Source organism: Brucella sp. 22210, from assembly GCF_052045675.1.
Classification (GTDB): domain Bacteria; phylum Pseudomonadota; class Alphaproteobacteria; order Rhizobiales; family Rhizobiaceae; genus Brucella.
Map to the genome: position 1 here is coordinate 45,552 of NZ_JBQEPD010000014.1, position 19,772 is coordinate 65,323.

The window sequence follows — 19,772 nt, forward strand, 5'->3', positions numbered from 1 at the left end:
GGCGCTGGAGCGCCAAGGTTGTTTGCAGAGGGTATAAACCTCTGCCTTCGCGATCCGCAAGGCGGCTGGGCCATATTTGATCGATACGAGCAGACAAAACATAAAACTGCGGAAACTATAGCTTTCTTGCCCGTGAATTATTGAAGCCTCATAAAATATCAACCAGTATGTTTTGAGGAAATTGCATGGAAGTTGCGGATTTTTAAGTTTATCCGCGCGGTTGGATTGAGGGGCCAATGGATCCGTCTTTGACTACTGGTATTCCGCCAGCAGAAGCATTCGGCCACGTCCGCATCATCATCGGCATGATTCTGGGCCTGTGCGTTTCGCGCCTGCTCACCGGCGTTGCGCGTTTCATCCAGCATCCCGGCAAGCAGAGAATCTATCCGGTGCATATGGCCTGGGTGGCCTTCGTGCTGCTGTCGGTGGTGCATTTCTGGTGGTTCGAGTTCGGCCTCAGAATTATTCCTCAATGGACATTCGAAAAATATCTCTTCGTTATCTTCTATGCCGGGCTTTATTTCCTGCAATGCACGTTGCTCTTTCCCGACAGCATGGAGGAATATACCGGCTATCGCGATTATTTCCTGTCACGGCGCAAATGGTTCTTCGGCATTCTGGCGCTGATCCATGTGGTGGACGTCCTCGACACCTTGTTGAAAGGTGTTGATCACTATCATCTCTACGGGATCGAATATCCGATTCAGACGGTCTGTTTCATCGTGTTCAGCGTCATCGCCATGTTCTGGGATAATCGGCGTTATCATGCGGTCTTTGCCACACTCGCCTTGCTCTACCAGATTGTCTTCACGCTGCGGCATTTCGCGACGCTAAACTGATCGCTTCTGCTTATCCGCATTGCGCGCCGTTTGCGCATCCACAAGGGTGCGAAACTGGCGCAATAGCGGGTGGCGCTCGGTCTGCTTGAGGCCATAGCCGAGATTGAATGCATAATCGAAATCGGGCGGGTTTAGCCCGATATTGTGCTGCAGCATGGTCTCGATCTTGTCGAATCCCTTGGCGAAGATCGCTTCCGGAGAGGTGCCGCGATTATAATCGGCCCACAGGTCAAGAATTTCCGCACGAAGATCGTCGGGAAGCGGCGCGCATAGTTGGATCAGATCGGCCTTTTCACGCTCGGCGCGGCCATCGTCGGCGCTTTGGTGAATGGCCGGGACATCGCCGGAAATCGCCTCGCCCAAATCATGCACAAGACACATTTTGAGAAGGCGCAGGCGGTCGCAATCGCCAAGCTCCTTGTCGAAAAGCGTGACCAGAAGACAGAGCCGCCAGCTGTGTTCGGCGGTACTTTCCGGGCGGCCTTCGGCGGTATGGCCGGAACGCAATGTGCTTTTCAGACGTTCTGCTGCCTGAATGAACTGAACAATGCCTTCGAGGCGTCCCATATCGACCGGATGTTCCATTTTGGGCTGCATCTTGGCTTCCTCCAGTCGCGCATCGGTATGAATCATTATGGAAAATTACAATTTTAACGGTTTGTTTGCCATGGTGGATGCCATAATTCTCTTGGTCTGTGTTATGGCATGATCATAGGCGGATGGTCCGGGCATTCGGACCGGTAGATGGGCTTGGATAGGCATCGGGAAAAAGCGATGGTTGAGCAAAACAACAAGGGACAAGCTGCTGTTGTACGCCCCTTATTAGCTTATGCTCCCGAGTTTCTGGCCCGGTCTCAGGGCATCACGCCCGATCTCAGCCCGACCAAGACCACTGCCGAACTGGCGGAAGAATTGCTGGCCGAGCGCGAGCATCGCAGGCGTCGTGACGAACTTCTACGCCGCAAGCAGGAAATGCTGGATGGCGAACCCACAGCACCTTCGACGGTCTATGACCCCGCTGCCGATATGCGCCAGCGCATGAGCGCCATACGCGCCGAATTGCAGTCCAGGCTTGAGCCGGAAACAGCCCCGCAAACGGCGGTCCCTGCGCCGGACCTGCAAAGGCAGGCCGAACCGGAACACGCGGTGTCTGCCGTTGTCGCTCCAGCCGCCGTGGCGCAGCTTGCCAAGCCCCGCGGGCGCTGGCGTCTGCGTTGGGGCCGCATTCTGGGCTTCACCATATTGGGCGGGTTGCTGGGGCTTGGTTATGCAGCTCTTGAGCCGCAGCATTATAGTGCTTCGACATCCTTGCAGGTGTTTCCTTCCGAACGTCGTAGCGAGATTGCATCCGAGGCGGTGCTGAACCGTGCTGCCCAACTGGCGCGTATCCAGTCGCCGCAGGATTTCGGGCCTCCACCACTTCTTGACCAGTTACGCCACGCGCTTGATCGATTCACCACAGCGGAAGGCGAGGCCGGGCCCTCTACACCCGCGGGACTAACGGGTGCAGACATTGTGCGTCCGCATCTGGAATTTTCGCAGGCGCTCGATAGTGGCATCGTCACAGTCGAGGCGAGGGCACCCAGATCAGAAAAGGCGATTTCACTAATCAATGCGGTGGCTGAAGCGTTTCGCAGTCAGTTGACCGGTATCACCGGTGCGATGCGTAATGATCCCATTCTGCCCCAACGATTGCAGGCGCTAGAAGCTGATGTGACAACAGCGAAAGCGGCTTTTGAAGCGTTCCGCACCAGTCGGAATTTTGGCGATGAGGATCAATCCGCCCTTGAGAATGCTTTTGCCGAGGCCAAGGCTGAAACGGCGCGGATCGGTGCGGAAGCCAATCGATTAAGTACCATGACGGCAGAAAGCCTGGCAAAGTCTGGCGTACCGGAAGATATGCGGTCGGGTCCGTTACCTCAACTCATTGAACTTTATCAAGAAGTGGGTGAGAGAGTTGTACCTTCAATCGATGCTGAAATTGCCAATCAGCGCAGTCTGATTCAGGCCGATCTGCGGAAAGCCGTCCAAAACGAGCAGAAAGCGGCATCCGCCTTGACCGGGTTGAACGCGCCCCCGGCGACAGATGAAGATCGCAATCGCCTACAGGCGATGGAGCGCGATCTGGCCGCGCGACAGGCACTTTATGACGATGGCCTGATGCGGGCAACGCGAGGTGAAACAGACACATTGTCCGGAACCGGTGCTGCTGTGCGCTTTGTTGCGCCTGCTAGGGATTCTTTTGGCTGGCGCGGCGTTTCTTTGCAGAATTCGGTTCTGGCCGGATTGCTGGGCGGGCTGTGGCTCGGTCTGTTCTCGTGCCTGTTTGGGAACAGGGTGGAGCCGTCGAGAGAAGCGCAGGCACCGGACGAACCAGAAGCCGAAGATGTGCTCGAAACCTATGGCGAAACGCGACTTGCCGCCGTCATTCGTGAAGCGAACGAGCGCTGGGAAGTCGAGAACAATCGGGCTGATACGGTCGGAGAAGCGGACGAGTTGCAGCGCACTATCGACGATGTGCGCGCGAACCGTGGCACGCGGTTCTGACGCCATTCCTGAAACTTCTGAAAATCCTGTCCCGATTTTCACTTTGTCGCGCTTTCGCCAATTGTCATCGCGCGCCATGACGCTTATTGGCATGTATGCCCGACGGATGTGATGTATCTCCCAGACATTGCAGCCCGTTTATCTCGCAAAGCCGATATTTCGAACAGAAAGAAGCGCTCGCTATGGCCCAGTTGATCGATGGCAAGAAGCTCGCCGAGGATGTGGTTTCCACGGTGAAGACCGAAACCGAAAAGCTCGTTGCAGCGACCGGCGTTGTTCCCGGTATTGCCGTGGTGATCGTGGGTGAAGACCCGGCGAGCCAGATCTATGTCGCCTCCAAAGGCCGCAAGGCCAAGGAATGCGGCTTCCATTCCGTTCAGTATGATCTGCCGGACACGGCGTCGGAGCAGGAGCTTCTCGACCTGATCGAGAGCCTCAACAACGATCCGGCCATTCACGGCATCCTGGTGCAGCTGCCGCTGCCGAAGCATATCGATTCAGGCCGCGTCATCCAGACGATTTCACCGGACAAGGACGTGGACGGCTTCCACTTCATCAATGTCGGCAAGCTGGGCACTGGCGAGGTCGACACGGCCTTCGTTCCCTGCACGCCAGCCGGTGCGATGATCATGATCGAGCGTGTTCATGGCCGCGATCTTTCCGGTCTCAATGCTGTGGTGATAGGGCGTTCCAACATTGTCGGCAAGCCGATGTTCAATCTGCTGCTTGCGGCCAATGCAACGGTCACGGTTGCACATAGCCGCACCAAGGATCTGCCTGCGATTGCACGCGCGGCGGATATTCTGGTCGCAGCTGTTGGTCGTCCGCAGATGGTCAAGGGCGATTGGGTAAAGCCCGGCGCGACGGTGATTGATGTCGGCATCAACCGCATTCCGGCACCGGAAAGGGGCGAGGGCAAAACCCGTCTCGTCGGCGATGTCGATTTTGCGGATGCGGAGAAGGTTGCGGGCGCGATCACGCCGGTTCCGGGTGGTGTCGGCCCGATGACCATCGCCATGCTGATGGCAAATACGCTGACGGCGGCTTGCCGCAGTGTAGGCGCAAAAAAGCCCGTTTTCTGACACAATTGAGAGGCGCTTTTTGCGCCTCTTCACGCAAGCCAGTGCGATTTGAGAGGCAAAGCGGTGCAAAACCCGCTTTGCCTTAATTGCTTCAGAAGACCGATGCGCCCTCATCGGCTCGCCCGGCGATCTGCCGGAAGGCGCGGAACAGTTCGCGACCCATGCCATGTTCGTTGGCGGAAAGATCGGGACGCTCTTGAAGTCGGGCGTCGAGTGTCGCGTGATTGATCAAAACTTCCAGCGTACCATTGACGGCATCCAGGCGGATAACATCGCCATTGCGGATTTTTCCGATGGCGCCGCCATCGAGTGCTTCCGGCGTGACGTGGATTGCGGAAGGAACCTTGCCCGATGCGCCGGACAAACGACCATCGGTGACGAGAGCCACGCGCTGGCCGCGATCCTGCAGGATGCCGAGAACGGTCATCAGCTTGTGCAGTTCCGGCATGCCATTGGCTTTCGGCCCCTGATAGCGAACCACCGCGACGAAATCGCCGGTCAGATCGCCTGCCTTGAAGGCAGCCTGCAATTCGGCCTGATCGTTGAACACCTTTGCAGGCGCTTCAATCACCTGACGCTCTGGCTTCACGGCGGAAACCTTGATGATCGCATTGCCAATATTGCCCGTCAGCACCTTGAGACCGCCGCTCGGCTGGAATGGCGAATGGATTTTCGCCAGCACCTTGTCGTCGCCGCTCTTTTCGGGAACCGGCTCGCGTATGACGGTGCCGTCAGCGCCAAGCTTTGGCTCGATGGCGTAAGGGCGCAGTCCTTCGCCCCAGACGGTGCGCACATCTTCATGAAGAATGCCGCCGTCGAGAAGCTCACGGATGAGGAAGCCCATGCCGCCAGCGGCGTGGAAATGGTTTACATCGGCAAGACCGTTCGGATAGACACGGGCGAGCAGCGGCACCGCGTCCGAAATCTCGGAAATATCGTGCCAGGTCAGCTTGATCCCAGCTGCCGCCGCCATGGCGATCAGATGGATCGTATGGTTCGTCGAACCGCCGGTGGCGTTGAGGCCGATGATGCCATTGACGAAAGACCGTTCGTCCAGCATTTCGCCGACAGGCGTATATTCATTACCGCAGGCCGTGATCGCCAGCGCGCGCTTGGCGGCTTCGCGTGTCAGCGCATCGCGCAGCGGCGTGCCCGGATTGATGAAGGACGCGCCCGGCAGATGCAGGCCCATGATTTCCATCAGCATCTGGTTGGAATTGGCGGTGCCGTAGAACGTGCAGGTGCCGGGACCGTGATAGGACTTGGATTCCGAGATCAGCAGTTCCTCGCGCCCGACCTTGCCTTCCGCATAAAGCTGGCGGGTCTTTGCCTTCTCGTCATTCGGCAGACCGCTGGTCATCGGACCGGCAGGCACGAAGATTGCAGGCAAGTGACCGAAGGTCAGCGCGCCAATGATCAGGCCCGGCACGATCTTGTCGCAGACGCCGAGATAGACGGCGGCATCGAACATGTCGTGCGACAGGCCGACAGCAGCGGCCATGGCAATGACTTCACGCGAGAACAGCGACAGTTCCATCCCGGCGAAACCCTGGGTGACGCCATCGCACATCGCCGGTACGCCGCCTGCCACCTGCGCAACGCCGCCCGCATCGCGCGCAGCCTGCTTGATGAGCTGCGGAAAGGTCTCGAACGGCTGATGCGCCGAGAGCATGTCGTTATAGGCGGTGATGATGCCCAGATTCAGCACTTCGTCGCCGGTCAGCGCCGCCTTGTCATGCGGTCCGCAGGCCGCAAAACCATGGGCGAGATTGGCGCAGGCCAGCACCGTGCGGTTCGGCTTTTTCAACGCAGCCTCGCGCACGCGGCCAATATAGGCCTCGCGGGTTGGTTTGGAGCGTTCACGGATGCGCTCGGTGATTTCCTGAATGCGTTTGTGAGCGGACTGCATGGGCATGGGTATCACCTGTGCCAATCTGGCCTGAATGGAATTAAACTGGTCCAGTAAAGCTGGATGGGGGTGCGGGCATGGTGGAAGACGGCCCGTACCGGCATTTCAAGTTCGTCGTCGCCGGACAGCGCCTTTTCAAGCGTTGCCTGCTTGGCCGCGCCTTCGATGTGAAGCACGAGCATGTCGGCCTCGGCGATCAGCGGCAAAGTCAGCGTCAGGCGCTTTTCGCCCGCACCTTCGGCATGGATTGGCAGAACGAGCGCCCGCGTTGCCGGGTCGATCGCCTGATCGAGCCGGTCGGCATTCGGGAAGAATGATGCGGTATGACCGTCATTACCCATGCCAAGCACCACCACGTCGAAAGGACGGCGCAATGCGTCGATGCGGCTGGCGGCAGCAAGCGCCGCCGTTTCAGCCGTCGCCGCCGGATTATAGAGGCCGATGAAACGGGCCACGCCTGCATGATCGCGCAAAAGATGGTCCCGTACCAGCTTTTCGTTGGAACGATCGCTGTCTGTTGCCACGAAACGCTCGTCAACGAGGGTAATCGTGACGAGGTTCCAGTCGATCATCTTGCGCGACAGCACCTCGAACAGTTTCAGCGGCGTGGTGCCGCCGGAGACGGCCAGTGTGGCCTGTCCCCGCTCAGCGATTGCGGCAGCCAGCTTGATTGCAATCGCCTCAGAAAGCGATTGCGCCAGTTCCGTTCCGCTGGTGAAGTCGTGACGTTCGATGTTCATGCCGTTCCTTTCAGGGTCCTTACAACGTTTCGTGCCAAGTGCGACCGTCGCGTTCAATCAATGCGATGGACGACGATGGTCCCCACGTCCCTGCGGTGTAACCCTGGACCGGCTGACTGTTCAACTCCCATCCCTGGAGGATCGGATCGACCCAGCGCCATGCGGCCTCGACTTCGTCGCGACGCATGAACAGGGTCTGATTGCCGCGAACAACGTCCATGATAAGCCGTTCATAGGCATCCGGATTGCGTTCGCTGAAGGATTCGGCAAAGCTCATGTCGAGTGGAACATGACGCAGGCGCATGCCGCCCGGGCCCGGATCCTTGATCATCAGCCACTGCTTGACGCCCTCATCGGGCTGTAGGCGGATGACGAGCTGGTTGGCGATGACCTTGCCAGCACTTTCACCGAAGATCGAATGCGGGATCGGCTTGAAGGTCACGACGATTTCCGACACACGGGTTGCCAGACGCTTGCCTGTGCGCAGGTAGAACGGCACGCCCGCCCAGCGCCAGTTGGCGATTTCGGCTTTCAGCGCCACGAAGGTTTCCGTGTTGCTGGTGTCGCTTTCGAGGTCTTCGAGATAACCGCGAACCGGACCGCCGGCAGATGCGCCCGCGCGATACTGGCCGCGAACAGTCACATCCTCGACATTGGCATTGGTGATGGGCTTCAGCGAGCGCAGCACCTTGACCTTTTCGTCATGCACGGCATCCGCTTCAATCGACGATGGGGGTTCCATGGCCACAAGGCAGAGCAGCTGGAGAATATGGTTCTGCACCATGTCGCGCAGTGCGCCTGCCGTGTTGTAATAACCGGCGCGACCTTCAAGGCCAACAGCTTCGGCAACGGTGATCTGGACATGGTCGATATGGGCGGAGTTCCAAAGCGGCTCATAAAGCGCATTGGCAAAGCGCAGCGCCATCAGGTTCTGCACTGTTTCCTTGCCCAGATAGTGGTCGATACGGAAAATCTGGTCTTCGCGGAACACGCTGCCCAGCGTGTCGTTGAGCGCCATTGCCGAATCCAGATCGCGGCCAATCGGCTTTTCAACGATGATGCGGGTGTCGCGGGTGATGAGGCCATGGCTCTTCAGGCGCGTGGCAATGTCGCCGAACAAGGTCGGGCTGACTGCAAGGTAAAAGGCGCGAATCTTTTCCGGCTTCTTGCCGATCAGCGTCTTGAGCGCATCCCAGCCCTCTTCGGACTTGGCGTCGACGGCAACATAGCTGACACGCTTCAGAAATTCTTCGACCTGCTTTTCATCGACTTCCGCAGGCTTGACGTGCTCATGAATGGCATCGCGCGCAAACTTGCGATACTCGTCATCGGTCATGGCGCTGCGTGACGCGCCGATAATGCGCGTCGGGTCGGAGAGCTGGCCTGCACGCTGCCGCTGATACAATGCCGGGATCAGTTTGCGTTCGGCTAGGTCGCCCGAGCCGCCAAAAACGATGCAGTCGAAAGGCTCTACCGGAATAGTCTGGCTGGTCATCTGTCGCTCTCTTCTTTCGTTCGCGCAAATCAGTCTGTCAGTCATAGCCTACTATGACAACGGTGCCATATGCGCGGCCCATCTTTATAATTTAATCGATTTAAATTCAACCGTCCGATTGCCGCATTCTCGTGAATTTGAACTCGGGGGCAAATGTCGGCAAAGTGCAGGGATTAGACCGCGCGCGGAGGCAGCCTGTCGGTTTTGTCGGGTTAACCGCTTATGCACACATGACATGTTCATCTTAAAGCCATATTGGAACAAACAATCGTGTTTCAAGTGATTTGCACACAAAGTCTGAAACGACTTTGTCAAAGGAGAATGACATGAAGAGGCTGCAGGATAAGGTCGCAATCATCACCGGTGCCGGATCGGGTTTCGGTTCAGGCATGGCGCACCGATTTGCAGCCGAAGGCGCGAAAGTCGTGCTGGCTGACGTTAATGTGAAGCGCGTGGAAGACGAACTGGCGCGTCTCGGCAAGAATGCGCTGTCGGTGCAGGCGGATGTCTCACGCAAGGATGATGTCGAACGCGTGGCGCGTGCAGCCTTCGAGGCTTTCGGGCGCATCGATATCATGGTCAACAATGCCGGTTTCACCCATCGCAACATGCCGCTGACCGAGGTGGACGAACACAATTTCGATCTGATCAGCGCGGTCAATATGAAGGCGCTCTATTATTCGACGCAGATCGTTGTGCCGATCATGGAGCATCAGGGTGGCGGCGTCATCATCAACACAGCTTCGGCGACAGCCCTGCGTCCGCGCAAGGGGCTGGTCTGGTATAGCGCGTCCAAGGGCTGGATTATCAGCGCCACCAAGGCGATGGCGCTGGAGCTGGCCGAAAAGAACATTCGCGTCAATTGCATCTGCCCGGCGGAAAGCGACAGTGAAGCGCTGAAGCTGTTTCTGGAAGACGATACGCCGGAAGCGCGTCAGGCTCTGAAGGCGACCATCCCGCTTGATCGTTTTTCGACGCCGGACGATGTGGCCGAGGCTGCCCTTTGGCTCGCATCCGACGCCGCCTCGATGGTGACGGGGACGGCGCTCAGTGTCGACGGCGGCTATTCCATTTAGCAACCTGCTTCAGCGAGGAAGTCATCATAAATGGCTTCCAGCCGCTTATGGCGTTCCGCGGCCATACGCCTTCCGGTTTCTGTTCTGAACCCGGAGGCAAGCTTGAACAGCTTCGTGCGGAAATGATCGAGCGCATAGGCTTTGTCGTCAAGCGCGCGGTCATCAGCGCGCGGGTCGCGCCAGTCATAAAGGGCGCTTCCCATACGGCCTGCAATATAGAAGCAGCGTGCTGCACCGATCACGCCAATTGCGTCGAGCCTGTCGGCATCCTGCAAGGTCTGTGCCTCGATGGTCACGGGCTCGATATTGGCGGAAAAGCTGTGCGCTTCAACCGCATGGGCGACGCGGGCAATGCGCTCATCGTCCCAGCCGAGGCTGCGCAGCAGTGCGGAAGCCTTGTCGGCAGCAAGACGCGAGGCCTTGTGCCGGTCGGGTGAATTTTTCTCCACGCTCACGCAATCATGCAGAATTGCCGCCGCGCAGAGAATTTCGGCGTCGCCGCCTTCGGTACTGTGAATGGCCGAGGCATTCTTCCAGACGCGGGCGAGGTGGGACAAATCGTGCGATCCGTCCTCACCATGTTCCAATGCATGCGGCAGAAGTTCAGCGGCAAGCGTTTCGAAGGGCGCGAAGATATGGTCTGTCATTCAATGTCTCAAAGAATCATGGAAGTGATGGAGTGACAGCCAGTATCCCTTGGTTACGTCAGTTCTGTGAAGCGCGGCGCAGCACTATCCAGTTATAAAGCGCACCGAATGCCATCATCAGGCAGGTGCCGAGAAACACGGCCCGCATGCCGAAATGGCCGCCGACGAAGCCACCTGCCACCGGGCCCGCGACCTGTCCGACATATTGCGCCGAGACCGAATAGCCGAGGATGCCGCCAGCGACACGGTCGGGCACATTGTGCCGGATGACGCTGGTGATGCAGGGCAGGAGGCCGCCCAGCGCCAGCCCCATCAGGAAGCGCAGGCCGATCAGTTGCCAGGCTTGCGTAACGAAAGCCTGCGGGATCAGCAACAATGCGGAAACCGCCAACGCACCGATGATGACATATCTGTGCCCGACGCGGTCGGCCAGACGCCCGAGGCGCGACGAGGACAGGATGCTGCCCAGTGCAGCCGCAGCCATCACAACGCCAGAAATCAACGTGACCTTGGTCTGGTCGCCCATCAGCTGCATGACATAAACAGTGATGATCGGCTCGATCGACATATTGGCGAACAGCAGCAGCATGCCCGTCACCAACATGGCCAGAACCGGCTTTCTGTCGGGAATAGCCGCCCAGATGGATTCCGCCTTCTGCTCCTTGGTCGGTTTTGGCGGCTTGCGCTCTTCGCGGATCAGGAAAGTCGTGGCGAGGAAGGTCAGGAAGATCACGCCGCCCGCCAGCCAGAATGTGGCGCGGATGCCGATCAATGGCGGCAAAGCACCGCCGAGCAGCGGTCCGGCCAGATTGCCCGCCATGATGCCCGCCGAAAGCGCGCCCAGCGCCCAGCCGGTCTTGTCTTTCGGGGTCTGTGTCGCGACGAGGATCATCGAGCCGGAGGAGTAGCCGCCCGCAATGCCGACGAACAGGCGCAGCGCGACCAGCTGCCAGACGCTCGTCACCATGCCGATCAGCGACATGGCGATAGCCATGCCGAGACTGGCGCGGATCAGCATCAGCTTGCGGCCATAACGGTCACCAAGCTTGCCCCAGAGCGGCGCGACGAAGGCGGCGGCGAGAAAGGTGGCGCCATAGGCGATGCCGGACCACTGCACGATGGCCGCATGGTCGGAGACGCCAAGCTGTTCCACGTAAAGCGGCAGGAAAGGAAGCAAGAGCGACATGGCGATCAGCGTGGTGAACGAACCGAGGAGGCAAATGAGCAGGTTCTGTTTCCAGTAACGCTCGTGGTTTTCCTCAGCCTGTTTCGGGCCAGCCATAGGGCCAGCGGAGCCGTCTAAAGCGACGGCGTCCCTGGCGGCAGCTTGGGTCGTACTCATGTCATGTCCTGCGATTGCATCTTGATGTGTGAATGGGCGATGCGGGAATGGGATTGTCTTGTATGCCATTTTGGGATACCAAAACGGAATACATGCATGCGCCTGTTGCTTCGCCTTGTCAACTCCCGCCGGAGCAAGGCATTCATGGCGTGATGAATAAGGAGACCGGTCGGCAATGTCACAGATGAGGCAAGTGGAAGAGCAACTCCGCGACATGATCCTGGGGCTTGAGCTTGGGCCGGGCGAACGCCTGACGGAACGCTGGGTGGAGGCGCAGTTTGCCGCTTCCCGCACGCCGATCCGCGCAGCATTGTTGCGGCTGGAAGCGGAGGGTCTCGTCTGTCGTGAAGGGCGCGGCTGGACCGTCTCGCCGATCAATCTCAACGAAATTGAACAGATCGGCGTCTATCGTGAGGCGCTGGAAGTGGCGGCGATCCGTTTGACTGCGACGCTTGATGATCGCAGCGGTGTCGAGCCGATTGGCGCCATGCTGGACAGTTGCGATGCCGAAACCTCGCGGGAGGAATGGCATCGGGTGGGCATGGATTTTCATATCGAACTGGCGCGCCTATCAGGCAATGAGTTTCTAAGCCGTGGCGTCCGCGATGCAATGCAGCGCCTGTCGCGGGCGCGCTGGTTGGAAGTGCGCGATGAAGCAGCACTTGCCCGTGCCTGGCGCGAGCATCACGCAATCCTTGATGCGGTGCGCAATGGCGATGCCGACGAGGCGGCAAAGCTGTTGAGCGCCCATCTGGGCGGCAGCCGCGACCGTCTCGTCAGCAGTTTGCACGAAGACCGTCGCGGCCTGAAGGCCCGCGGCTTTGCGGTCATCAGCGCCTGAATTAGCGCCAGTCAGGCAGCCTGTGTCCGCCGCGTGGCAAGCGTGACTGACGCCCTTCCATGAGGCCAAGGTCGCGCAGCAGGTAATCGGGCGAATGTTCGCTGACGACATAGGGCGCTGGTTTGCGCTGAAACAGGCGCATGAACAGGCGATACCAGCCAGTGGCGGCTTTATCGGAAGGGCCAGACGCGGTGCAGACCCCTGCAAGGGTTGGCGCATTGATCTTGATGTTTTGCATGGTTCCGGCTTTGCTTTTGTGAGCCGTGGGAGATAGCTCAGTTAAATTCTGCCTATAGATATGGCCGGAAAAGCTGTTGTTTTCCAATTGAACGTCGATTACCATGCATAAGGAGAACTTATGCATCATGGTGTCGTCGCTTCCCCCTTTATCCGCCATTCGCGTCTTTGAATCCGCATCCCGGCATGCGAGCTTTACCAAGGCTGCGGAAGAGCTTGGCATGACGCAGGCTGCCGTCAGCTATCAGATCAAGATGCTGGAGGAGCGGGTTGGAGCGCCCCTCTTTCTGCGCATGCCGAGACAGGTGAAGCTGACCGAGCTTGGTGAGCGACTGGCGCCGTCCATCACCGAAGCTTTTGAAACAATGCGCACGGCTTTCGCGACCTTGCGGGAGGATACGGAAGGTGTTCTTTCGATCAGCGTCGTGGCCACTTTCGCAGCCAACTGGCTGGTTCAGCGCCTTGGCTCGTTCCAGATGGAGCATCCGCTTCTGGCGGTGCGGCTTGATTCCAACGACAGACTGGTCGATTTCACCCAGAGCGAGGTCGATCTGGCGATCCGCACCGGGACTGGCAACTGGCCGGGATTGGTCAGTCATGAGCTGATCAAGGCGCAATTCACGCCCATGCTGAGCCCGAAACTTGCGGCGAGCATTGGCGGGGTGCGCGAGCCCGCCGACCTGTTGCGCCTGCCAGCCATTGATGCGAGCGATCCGTGGTGGCGGCTGTGGTTCGAAGCCGCTGGCGTTCGCGACCCGCAGGTGCGGGGCAACACGCAGAACCGGTTGGGTGCACAGCATCTGGAAGGGCGTGCAGCCACGGCAGGCCTTGGCATGGGTATCTTCACACCAGCTTTTCATACGGCGGAAGTTGCGGCGGGTCTGCTGATCCAGCCCTTCGACCTCCTCTGCGACGATGGCCGTTCGTATTGGCTGGTCTATCCGGAATCCCGCCGTAACGTGCCGAAAATCCGGGCTTTTCGGGCATGGATATTGGGAGAACTTGGAAAATAGCGGCCATCGGCAAATTTTTTTTGCCTGCATGTCACATTCAGCGTTGCTCGCTCGTCATGTCTTTCGAACCACCAAATTAAACCCGAAAGGAACGAGACCATGACTGCTACGCTGAACCCATTCAATGTTGCTCCTGCCCTGATGAAGTCCTGGATGAACACCTCACAGGCCGTCGCTTCCAGTCTGGAAGGAAGCCTGATCGAACTGGTCAAAATTCGCTCGTCTCAGATCAATGCCTGCGCAAACTGCATCAATATGCATACGATTGAGGCCCGTTCGCTGGGTGAAACCGAACAGCGCATTTATTTGCTCTCGGCCTGGCAGGAAGCGCCATGCTATTCTGAACGCGAGCGCGCTGCGCTTGGCTGGGTGGACGCGCTGACACGCCTCTCGCAGGGCCATGATCTTGCCGAAGCGCGCGAGGCCTTACAGGCGCAGTTTACGGAGGGGGAACAGGTGAATCTCACGCTGATGATCAACATTATCAATGGCTGGAACCGCATGGCCGTTGGATTCGGCCTCTGGTTCGATCCGGCGGCTGCAAAAGCCACCGCCCAGAAGCCCGCCGCCGAGGCTGTCGCCTGATGGTGGGCGAGCAGGCTCATGACAACGCAGCGGAAATTTTCGATCCGCTGCGTCCGAAACTGATCCGCGTCGCCTATCGCATGCTCGGCTCTGTCGCCGATGCGGAAGATATGGTGCAGGAGGCGTTCATCCGCTGGATGAACGCCGATCGCAGCGAAGTGCGCGAGCCGGAAGCCTTTCTGCGGCGCACAGTCACGCGGCTTTGTCTCGACCGGCTTAAATCCGGCCAGCGGCAGCGCGAAACCTATCTCGGCCCGTGGATTCCAGACCCGGTGATCGAGGAGGAAGAGGAAGACGACGATGTTACCTTGCCGCTGATGCTGGCATTGGAGCGGCTTTCACCGCTGGAACGGGCGGCTTTCCTGTTGCACGACGTATTCGGCCTCGACTTCGATGAAATCTCGAAAACAATCCAGCGCGATGCAGCGGCCTGCCGCCAGCTCGCGGCCCGCGCGCGCAAACATGTCCGCGAGGAACGCCCGCGTTTTCAGGTCGATAAGCAGCGCGGCCTTGAACTGGCGCAGGCTTTCTTCACGGCTTCACGCAGCGGCGATATGAATGCGCTGGGCACTATGCTGGCCGCCGATGTGCACATGCATGCGGACGGCGGCGGAAAACGTCCGGCTTTCCCGAAACCGATTTTCGGTTTTACCGATGTCATGGAAATTCACGAGAAGCTTGCCGGCTATTTCAGAGCCAATGGTTCCAAGCTCTTGCGCACCACCTTCATCAATGGTCTGCCGGGCTTTATCTCGCTTGAATCGGATGGTCAGATCCAGACCACCGCGCTCGATATCGAAGATGGAAAGATTGCGGCGATCTATGTCGTCCGCAATCCCGACAAGTTGCAGCACCTGCACTGAAGTGCGTTGCCGCTATCCGATTAGGTAGCGGCAAAGACCGGCAGCGCTGATGCCGATGATCACGGTCGGCAGCATGGAAAAGCGCGTGGCGGCAAGAATGGTGATCGCCAGCGCCAGAAGATCGGCGGGTTTGTCGGAGACGAAATCCGGCGCGATGACTGATATCAGCACACAGCCGGGTGCAGCTTCCATCACAGCCGTGGCCCGTTTGCTGAGCGTGCGATTGCGCAGCAGCACATAGCCGCCGATGCGGGTGAGATAGGTGACGCTGGCCATCAAAACGACGGTGAGAACGGCTAACGGATCGATCATTCTTCACCTGCCAAAAGATAGGCGGCTACGAGGCCGGACAATGCGCCAGCGGCGACATACCATGCGCCGGGAATGGTGAGATAGGTAACGGCAGCGACGACAAGGCTGACCAGCCACGGGCGCGCTGCGGCAAAACCCTTCCACATGCCAGCCAGCAGCACCAGAAACACTGCCGGAAACGCCATGTCGAAACCATAGGGGCGCAAATCGCCCATCATCGGGCCAAAGGCTGCACCAAGCGTGGTGAACACCACCCAAGCGATGTAGAACGGGATGGCGACGCCCGCATAGAATTTGAGGCTCAGCGCCGGATTGACGCCCTTCGCCTGACGGCGCTTTGCATCGGCGAGGCCGAGCGCCCAGCTTTCATCGCACATCAGAAACAGGCTGGCGAAAGCCTTGCGCTTCGGCAGATGGCGGATGAAGGGTGCAAGGGCCGCGCCCATCAGCAGATGGCGGCTGTTGACCAGAAGCGTGATGGCAGCAATGAGCAGGACGTGCGGCGGCGAGGTCCAGAGCTGGATGGCTGCAAACTCCGAGCCGCCCGCAAAATTCAGACCGGTCATTAACGGCACTTCAATGACGCTGAGACCCTTCTGTGCGGCCTGTGCGCCCAGAACCAGAGCATAGGGAATAATGCCAAGCAAAACCGGCAGTCCAGCGGCTGCACCCCGCCAGAATTCAGATCGGCGCCCGGATTTGCTTTGTTGAGGCACATAAGCCTGCGAAATATCCATAAAATTCCCGTTGGCGGGCCTCGCGGCTGCCCCTTGTCTGTTACTCCAGAGCGGTTCCCGTTTTTACGAAACCGCTCTGTCCATTTTTTCACGCATTATCCGACGCAAAACCGCTTCGCACTTTTGCTGGAAATGCTTGAGCATCTTTGCCTGAGAGCGAACGGCAATATAGCCAATGTCTTGAGCAATCGGGTTGCAAAGATTGGCCAATTGCAGCAATATTTGGCAGTTAATGCCAATAATACGGGCATAAATGGAATTGGTGGCCAATGAAACTGGACGAGATCGACAAGCGGATTCTGCGCGTGCTGCAACGCGACGGGCGCATCGCCAACAATGATCTGGCGCGCGAGGTCGGACTATCACCATCGCCCTGTCTCAGGCGGGTGAAACTTCTGGAAGAAGCGGGCGTGATCGACCGCTATGTCGCGGTGCTCAATCCCGCCAAGATCGGCAAGGGGCTGACTTTCTTCACCCGCATTCGGCTGGACAGGCAGGACGAGGAGACGCTTCAGGAATTTGCGCGCGAGATATTGAAGCTGCCGCAGGTGCTCGAATGCTACTTCATGCTGGGCGATTACGACGCGATGATCCGCGTGGTCGCCGCAGATATTGAAGAATATCGGCGGTTCCAGTCGGAATATCTAAGTCGCATCAAGGGTGTGCAGAACCTCAAGACGGATGTGCCCAGTCAGGCCGTCAAGCAGACCTCGGCATTGCCACTTTAGGCCCGCTCTAGGGCCGCTTCAGGCATTGCTGGTGCGCGGTTTAGGAAGCAGCAGCAGGCTTAAAAGCGCGACTGCGGAGAGGAACGCTCCGGCGAGGAACGTGGCAGACGAGCCGTGGGCCTCCCATAGCCAGCCTGCGCCGATATTTCCCGCCAGCATGACAAAGCCGGTGATCACGTTGAATATGCCGAAGGCGGTGCCCTTGAGATGGGCGGGCGCGGTATCCGCGATAAGCGTTGCCAGAATGCCTTGCGAAAAGCCCATATGCAGCCCCCACAGGACAATGCCCGCCAGAAACGGATAAATCGACGTCGAATGGGCGAGCACCAGATCGGCGGCGACAAGAAAGCCAAGGCTTGCGGCAAGCAGGCCCTTGCGGCCCATCCGGTCCGACAGGCTGCCAACGGGATAGGCGGTCAGTCCATAAACCGCATGCATGACAACCATGGTGATTGGCACCCATGCCGCGGCAAAACCGGCTTCCTGCGCTTTGAGCAGCAGAAACGCTTCGCTAAAACGGGCAAGCGTCAGGATCGACGCGACAGCGATGACGATCCACACGGCGGCATTGAGTTTCCCTGTATCGGCAAAGCGGGGAAAGCCTTTTGAACGCGCGGGCGGCGATTCCGGTTCGCGAATGCCGACGATCAGAAGTGCGACCGCGATGAAGGCCGGGATGGCGGCAATCCAGAAGATCGTGACGATGCTGCCGCCTTGTCGCCAGCATCAAGCCGATAGCGACAAGCGGACCGACAAAGCCGCCAACCGTATCAAGTGACTTGCGCAAGCCGAAGGCCGCGCCGCGAATTTCCGGCGGCGTAACGTCGGCAATCAGAGCGTCGCGCGGTGTGCCGCGTATGCCCTTGCCGACACGGTCGATGGCTTTGGCGGTGACGATGCCGCCCGCAGTCGTGGCAAGCGGAAAGATAAGCTTGGAGAGGGCCGCGAGCCCATAGCCCGCCACTGCGAGGGGTTTTCGGCGGCCAGTCCAGTCGGATATGACGCCGGAGAAAAGCTTGGTGATCGTAGCGATGGCGACCGACAGACCTTCGATAAAGCCGACCATCATTGCGGACGCGCCCAATCCCGCCACCAGATAAAGCGGCAGCAGTGTCTGTACCATTTCCGACGAAATATCCATCAACAGGCTGACGAAACCCAAAATCCACACGGTTGAGGGAATTGCGGTTTTCTTGTCGGTGGAAGCTGAACCGGTCGCCATGCAGAAAATCCGAATCTGTCGAAAGATTATCGGTCTGATAGCACAGTTCGATCAAATATGAGCGACAGCCTCACATTATTTGAGGTAGGCGCGAACCACATCCACAAGTTCGCCGGCGCCTTCGTTGCGCTCTTTCTGTGGCAGGTCGCCATCGGCGACATGCATCAGAATATGATCCTCGATCACCTCCGCCATCAGCCCGTTCACCGCGCCGCGCACGCCTGCAATCACCTGCATGACTTCAGAACAGCCCTTTTCCTCTTCAAGCATCCGCTCCACACCCTCAAGCTGGCCGCGAATGCGGCGCACGCGGTTGATAAGCTTCTGCTTTTCGCGGATGGTATGGGTCATGGCTGCTCCTGAATGGTCGATCGGTCAGGCGGGGCGGGCTTCCACCTCCACCGTCACATGCGACAAATCGTGGATCGCTGCAAGCTTCTTGCGGTAATAGGACGGCGCCTTTGGGGTCGCCGTGACAATCGACACGATGGCGCCGTGATGCCCCGGTCCAAGCTGCCAGACATGCAGGTCGGCAATCTCGCCGCCTTCCTTCGCAATGATTTCACTGATCTCTTCGGGCAGATCCTCGCCTTCAGGAATGTAATCGAGAAGCGTTGCGCCCGCATCGCGAACGAGACCCCAGGACCAGCGTGCAATCACCAATGCACCGACAATGCCCATGGCCGGGTCGAGCCATAGCCAGCCGTAAAGGCTGCCGAGAAGAAGGGCGGCAATCGCCAGTACCGAGGTCAGCGCATCGGCCAGCACGTGGACATAAGCGGCGCGCAGGTTCTGGTCGTGACCCTTTTCATGGTCATGCACGTGTTCATTCCCGTGGTGGTGCTCGTGATCGTCTTTCAACAACCATGCGCAGACGAGATTGACCGCGAGACCGACGCAGGCGACCAGAATGGCTTCATGAAAATCGATGCTCACCGGAGCACTGAAGCGTTGGAAACTCTCCCAGCCGATGAGCAGTGCGATCAGGGCCAGAACGATGGCGCTGGCAAAGCCCGCCAGATCGCCGAGCTTGCCCGTCCCGAAGGTGAAACGCGGATTGTTGGCATGCTTGCGGGCATAGAGATAGGCCAGCGCTGCAATGAGCATTGCCGCCGCATGGGTGGACATGTGCCAGCCGTCGGCAACCAGCGCCATCGATCCGTAAAGGTTTCCGGCAACAATCTCGATCACCATCATCGTGGCGGTAATGGCGATCACGATCCACGTGCGTCGTTCGTTGCGCTGGTGGTTCTCGCCCAGAAACACATGCTCGTGCCGCGCTTCAAGCTGGCGCCCGTGCGAATGCGAATGAGGGTGCTCATGTGAATGAACATGATCGCCGTGCGGATGATGCGTGCTCATATCGCCGTCTCCTTATAAAATAGGGGGGTATACTATTTTTAACATCGCGACAAGCAGCAGAATCACGGGCTGCAAGCAGTGGCGCTTAATCTCGATCAGTTCGCGAAGCTTTGTGGCTCACGAGAAAACGCCGAAAATCTCCCCCTTTGGAGGTAGGCTCTACGCCTGTTTACCGAGGATTTCGTCCGTTTTGCC

21 protein-coding genes and 1 pseudogene are annotated in these 19,772 nt (G+C 58.6%); 10 read left to right on the forward strand and 12 right to left on the reverse strand.

Annotation, left to right across the window (positions count from 1 at the left end; translation table 11 throughout):
• Positions 1–236: 236 nt before the first annotated feature.
• On the forward strand, positions 237–839 hold the full coding sequence (locus ACTJKP_RS17145; RefSeq protein WP_078339821.1) for a hypothetical protein: 603 nt from the start codon (positions 237–239) through the stop codon (positions 837–839).
• On the opposite strand, the gene ACTJKP_RS17150 is transcribed toward ACTJKP_RS17145, so the two are convergent.
• Complete coding sequence (locus ACTJKP_RS17150) at positions 831–1,436, reverse strand: HD domain-containing protein (RefSeq protein WP_440631527.1); 606 nt, start codon at positions 1,434–1,436, stop codon at positions 831–833. The genes ACTJKP_RS17145 and ACTJKP_RS17150 overlap by 9 nt on opposite strands.
• A gap of 177 nt (positions 1,437–1,613) precedes the next feature.
• Between ACTJKP_RS17150 and ACTJKP_RS17155 the strand changes: the two genes are divergently transcribed.
• Positions 1,614–3,386: a lipopolysaccharide biosynthesis protein gene (locus ACTJKP_RS17155; RefSeq protein ID WP_440631528.1), complete on the forward strand. Its 1,773-nt coding sequence runs from the start codon at positions 1,614–1,616 to the stop codon at positions 3,384–3,386.
• 182 nt (positions 3,387–3,568) lie between these two features.
• Positions 3,569–4,468, forward strand: coding sequence for a bifunctional methylenetetrahydrofolate dehydrogenase/methenyltetrahydrofolate cyclohydrolase FolD (folD, locus tag ACTJKP_RS17160; protein WP_440631530.1), 900 nt, complete (start codon positions 3,569–3,571; stop codon positions 4,466–4,468).
• 91 nt (positions 4,469–4,559) lie between these two features.
• On the opposite strand, the gene edd is transcribed toward folD, so the two are convergent.
• From edd to zwf, 3 genes are read right to left on the reverse strand one after another with little or no spacing between them, the layout of a single operon-like run.
• Entirely contained in the window at positions 4,560–6,383 is a 1,824-nt protein-coding gene (gene edd / locus ACTJKP_RS17165) for a phosphogluconate dehydratase (protein ID WP_440631531.1), read from the reverse strand.
• Between the two features lie 5 nt (positions 6,384–6,388).
• Positions 6,389–7,117, reverse strand: coding sequence for a 6-phosphogluconolactonase (pgl, locus tag ACTJKP_RS17170; RefSeq protein ID WP_440631532.1), 729 nt, complete (start codon positions 7,115–7,117; stop codon positions 6,389–6,391).
• Positions 7,118–7,136: 19 nt separating this feature from the next.
• Positions 7,137–8,612: a glucose-6-phosphate dehydrogenase gene (gene zwf / locus ACTJKP_RS17175; RefSeq protein WP_078339816.1), complete on the reverse strand. Its 1,476-nt coding sequence runs from the start codon at positions 8,610–8,612 to the stop codon at positions 7,137–7,139.
• 326 nt (positions 8,613–8,938) lie between these two features.
• Here zwf and ACTJKP_RS17180 point away from each other — a divergent pair, with 326 nt between their 5' ends.
• Positions 8,939–9,688 (forward strand): SDR family oxidoreductase, encoded by a 750-nt coding sequence (locus ACTJKP_RS17180; protein WP_440631533.1) that lies wholly within the window; start codon positions 8,939–8,941, stop codon positions 9,686–9,688.
• Here the strand turns inward: ACTJKP_RS17180 and ACTJKP_RS17185 are convergent.
• Entirely contained in the window at positions 9,685–10,335 is a 651-nt protein-coding gene (locus tag ACTJKP_RS17185) for an HD domain-containing protein (RefSeq protein WP_078339814.1), read from the reverse strand. The two genes, ACTJKP_RS17180 and ACTJKP_RS17185, sit on opposite strands and share 4 nt — an antisense overlap.
• Before the next feature lie 58 nt (positions 10,336–10,393).
• Entirely contained in the window at positions 10,394–11,677 is a 1,284-nt protein-coding gene (locus ACTJKP_RS17190; protein ID WP_440631534.1) for a multidrug efflux MFS transporter, read from the reverse strand.
• Positions 11,678–11,852: 175 nt separating this feature from the next.
• On the opposite strand from ACTJKP_RS17190, the gene ACTJKP_RS17195 reads away from it, so the two are divergent.
• On the forward strand, positions 11,853–12,518 hold the full coding sequence (locus ACTJKP_RS17195; protein ID WP_440631535.1) for a GntR family transcriptional regulator: 666 nt from the start codon (positions 11,853–11,855) through the stop codon (positions 12,516–12,518).
• Between the two features lies 1 nt (position 12,519).
• Here the strand turns inward: ACTJKP_RS17195 and ACTJKP_RS17200 are convergent, their stop codons facing one another.
• Positions 12,520–12,756 carry a hypothetical protein gene (locus ACTJKP_RS17200; protein WP_139364401.1) on the reverse strand — a complete coding sequence of 79 codons (237 nt, stop codon included), beginning with the start codon at positions 12,754–12,756 and terminating at the stop codon, positions 12,520–12,522.
• Between the two features lie 127 nt (positions 12,757–12,883).
• On the opposite strand from ACTJKP_RS17200, the gene ACTJKP_RS17205 reads away from it, so the two are divergent.
• The 3 genes from ACTJKP_RS17205 to ACTJKP_RS17215 all read left to right on the forward strand — a co-directional run bounded on the left by ACTJKP_RS17205 (position 12,884) and on the right by ACTJKP_RS17215 (position 15,216).
• Entirely contained in the window at positions 12,884–13,768 is an 885-nt protein-coding gene (locus ACTJKP_RS17205; protein WP_440631536.1) for a LysR substrate-binding domain-containing protein, read from the forward strand.
• A gap of 99 nt (positions 13,769–13,867) precedes the next feature.
• Complete coding sequence (locus ACTJKP_RS17210) at positions 13,868–14,353, forward strand: carboxymuconolactone decarboxylase family protein (RefSeq protein ID WP_440631537.1); 486 nt, start codon at positions 13,868–13,870, stop codon at positions 14,351–14,353.
• Positions 14,353–15,216, forward strand: a complete 864-nt coding sequence (locus ACTJKP_RS17215) for a sigma-70 family RNA polymerase sigma factor (protein ID WP_440631538.1) — start codon at positions 14,353–14,355, stop codon at positions 15,214–15,216. The genes ACTJKP_RS17210 and ACTJKP_RS17215 overlap by 1 nt, the downstream gene beginning before the upstream one ends.
• 12 nt (positions 15,217–15,228) lie before the next feature.
• Here ACTJKP_RS17215 and ACTJKP_RS17220 read toward each other — a convergent pair whose 3' ends face one another.
• Both ACTJKP_RS17220 and ACTJKP_RS17225 read right to left on the reverse strand, forming a co-directional pair.
• On the reverse strand, positions 15,229–15,528 hold the full coding sequence (locus ACTJKP_RS17220; RefSeq protein ID WP_440631539.1) for an AzlD family protein: 300 nt from the start codon (positions 15,526–15,528) through the stop codon (positions 15,229–15,231).
• A complete protein-coding gene (locus ACTJKP_RS17225) occupies positions 15,525–16,265 on the reverse strand; it encodes an AzlC family ABC transporter permease (RefSeq protein WP_440631540.1) in 741 nt (246 codons plus the stop codon). The genes ACTJKP_RS17220 and ACTJKP_RS17225 overlap by 4 nt, the downstream gene beginning before the upstream one ends.
• Positions 16,266–16,298: 33 nt before the next feature.
• Here ACTJKP_RS17225 and ACTJKP_RS17230 point away from each other — a divergent pair, with 33 nt between their 5' ends.
• Together ACTJKP_RS17230 and ACTJKP_RS17235 are read left to right on the forward strand one after the other, a co-directional pair.
• On the forward strand, positions 16,299–16,538 hold the full coding sequence (locus tag ACTJKP_RS17230) for a hypothetical protein (RefSeq protein WP_440631541.1): 240 nt from the start codon (positions 16,299–16,301) through the stop codon (positions 16,536–16,538).
• Positions 16,535–16,993, forward strand: a complete 459-nt coding sequence (locus ACTJKP_RS17235; RefSeq protein WP_440631542.1) for an Lrp/AsnC family transcriptional regulator — start codon at positions 16,535–16,537, stop codon at positions 16,991–16,993. Before ACTJKP_RS17230 ends, ACTJKP_RS17235 begins: the two co-directional genes overlap by 4 nt.
• An 18-nt stretch (positions 16,994–17,011) precedes the next feature.
• Here ACTJKP_RS17235 and ACTJKP_RS17240 read toward each other — a convergent pair.
• The 3 genes and pseudogenes from ACTJKP_RS17240 to dmeF form a co-directional block, all read right to left on the reverse strand.
• Positions 17,012–18,215: pseudogene (locus ACTJKP_RS17240) on the reverse strand (MFS transporter).
• Positions 18,216–18,290: 75 nt separating this feature from the next.
• Entirely contained in the window at positions 18,291–18,566 is a 276-nt protein-coding gene (locus ACTJKP_RS17245) for a metal/formaldehyde-sensitive transcriptional repressor (protein WP_440631543.1), read from the reverse strand.
• Positions 18,567–18,590: 24 nt separating this feature from the next.
• Positions 18,591–19,577 carry a CDF family Co(II)/Ni(II) efflux transporter DmeF gene (gene dmeF, locus ACTJKP_RS17250; protein ID WP_440631544.1) on the reverse strand — a complete coding sequence of 329 codons (987 nt, stop codon included), beginning with the start codon at positions 19,575–19,577 and terminating at the stop codon, positions 18,591–18,593.
• Between the last annotated feature and the right edge of the window lie 195 nt (positions 19,578–19,772).

Excerpts from the sequence above, each read along its gene's own strand:
- ACTJKP_RS17235 (WP_440631542.1), top strand. The coding sequence starts at position 16,535 with ATGAAACTGGACGAGATCGACAAGCGGATTCTGCGCGTGCTGCAACGC.
- folD (WP_440631530.1), top strand. The coding sequence starts at position 3,569 with ATGGCCCAGTTGATCGATGGCAAGAAGCTCGCCGAGGATGTGGTTTCC.
- edd (WP_440631531.1), bottom strand. The coding sequence starts at position 6,383 with ATGCCCATGCAGTCCGCTCACAAACGCATTCAGGAAATCACCGAGCGC.
- ACTJKP_RS17180 (WP_440631533.1), top strand. The coding sequence starts at position 8,939 with ATGAAGAGGCTGCAGGATAAGGTCGCAATCATCACCGGTGCCGGATCG.
- pgl (WP_440631532.1), bottom strand. The coding sequence starts at position 7,117 with ATGAACATCGAACGTCACGACTTCACCAGCGGAACGGAACTGGCGCAA.
- dmeF (WP_440631544.1), bottom strand. The coding sequence starts at position 19,577 with ATGAGCACGCATCATCCGCACGGCGATCATGTTCATTCACATGAGCAC.
- ACTJKP_RS17220 (WP_440631539.1), bottom strand. The coding sequence starts at position 15,528 with ATGATCGATCCGTTAGCCGTTCTCACCGTCGTTTTGATGGCCAGCGTC.
- zwf (WP_078339816.1), bottom strand. The coding sequence starts at position 8,612 with ATGACCAGCCAGACTATTCCGGTAGAGCCTTTCGACTGCATCGTTTTT.
- ACTJKP_RS17190 (WP_440631534.1), bottom strand. The coding sequence starts at position 11,677 with ATGAGTACGACCCAAGCTGCCGCCAGGGACGCCGTCGCTTTAGACGGC.
- ACTJKP_RS17205 (WP_440631536.1), top strand. The coding sequence starts at position 12,884 with ATGGTGTCGTCGCTTCCCCCTTTATCCGCCATTCGCGTCTTTGAATCC.
- ACTJKP_RS17245 (WP_440631543.1), bottom strand. The coding sequence starts at position 18,566 with ATGACCCATACCATCCGCGAAAAGCAGAAGCTTATCAACCGCGTGCGC.
- ACTJKP_RS17225 (WP_440631540.1), bottom strand. The coding sequence starts at position 16,265 with ATGGATATTTCGCAGGCTTATGTGCCTCAACAAAGCAAATCCGGGCGC.
- ACTJKP_RS17145 (WP_078339821.1), top strand. The coding sequence starts at position 237 with ATGGATCCGTCTTTGACTACTGGTATTCCGCCAGCAGAAGCATTCGGC.
- ACTJKP_RS17195 (WP_440631535.1), top strand. The coding sequence starts at position 11,853 with ATGTCACAGATGAGGCAAGTGGAAGAGCAACTCCGCGACATGATCCTG.
- ACTJKP_RS17185 (WP_078339814.1), bottom strand. The coding sequence starts at position 10,335 with ATGACAGACCATATCTTCGCGCCCTTCGAAACGCTTGCCGCTGAACTT.
- ACTJKP_RS17155 (WP_440631528.1), top strand. The coding sequence starts at position 1,614 with ATGGTTGAGCAAAACAACAAGGGACAAGCTGCTGTTGTACGCCCCTTA.
- ACTJKP_RS17200 (WP_139364401.1), bottom strand. The coding sequence starts at position 12,756 with ATGCAAAACATCAAGATCAATGCGCCAACCCTTGCAGGGGTCTGCACC.
- ACTJKP_RS17150 (WP_440631527.1), bottom strand. The coding sequence starts at position 1,436 with ATGCAGCCCAAAATGGAACATCCGGTCGATATGGGACGCCTCGAAGGC.
- ACTJKP_RS17210 (WP_440631537.1), top strand. The coding sequence starts at position 13,868 with ATGACTGCTACGCTGAACCCATTCAATGTTGCTCCTGCCCTGATGAAG.
- ACTJKP_RS17215 (WP_440631538.1), top strand. The coding sequence starts at position 14,353 with ATGGTGGGCGAGCAGGCTCATGACAACGCAGCGGAAATTTTCGATCCG.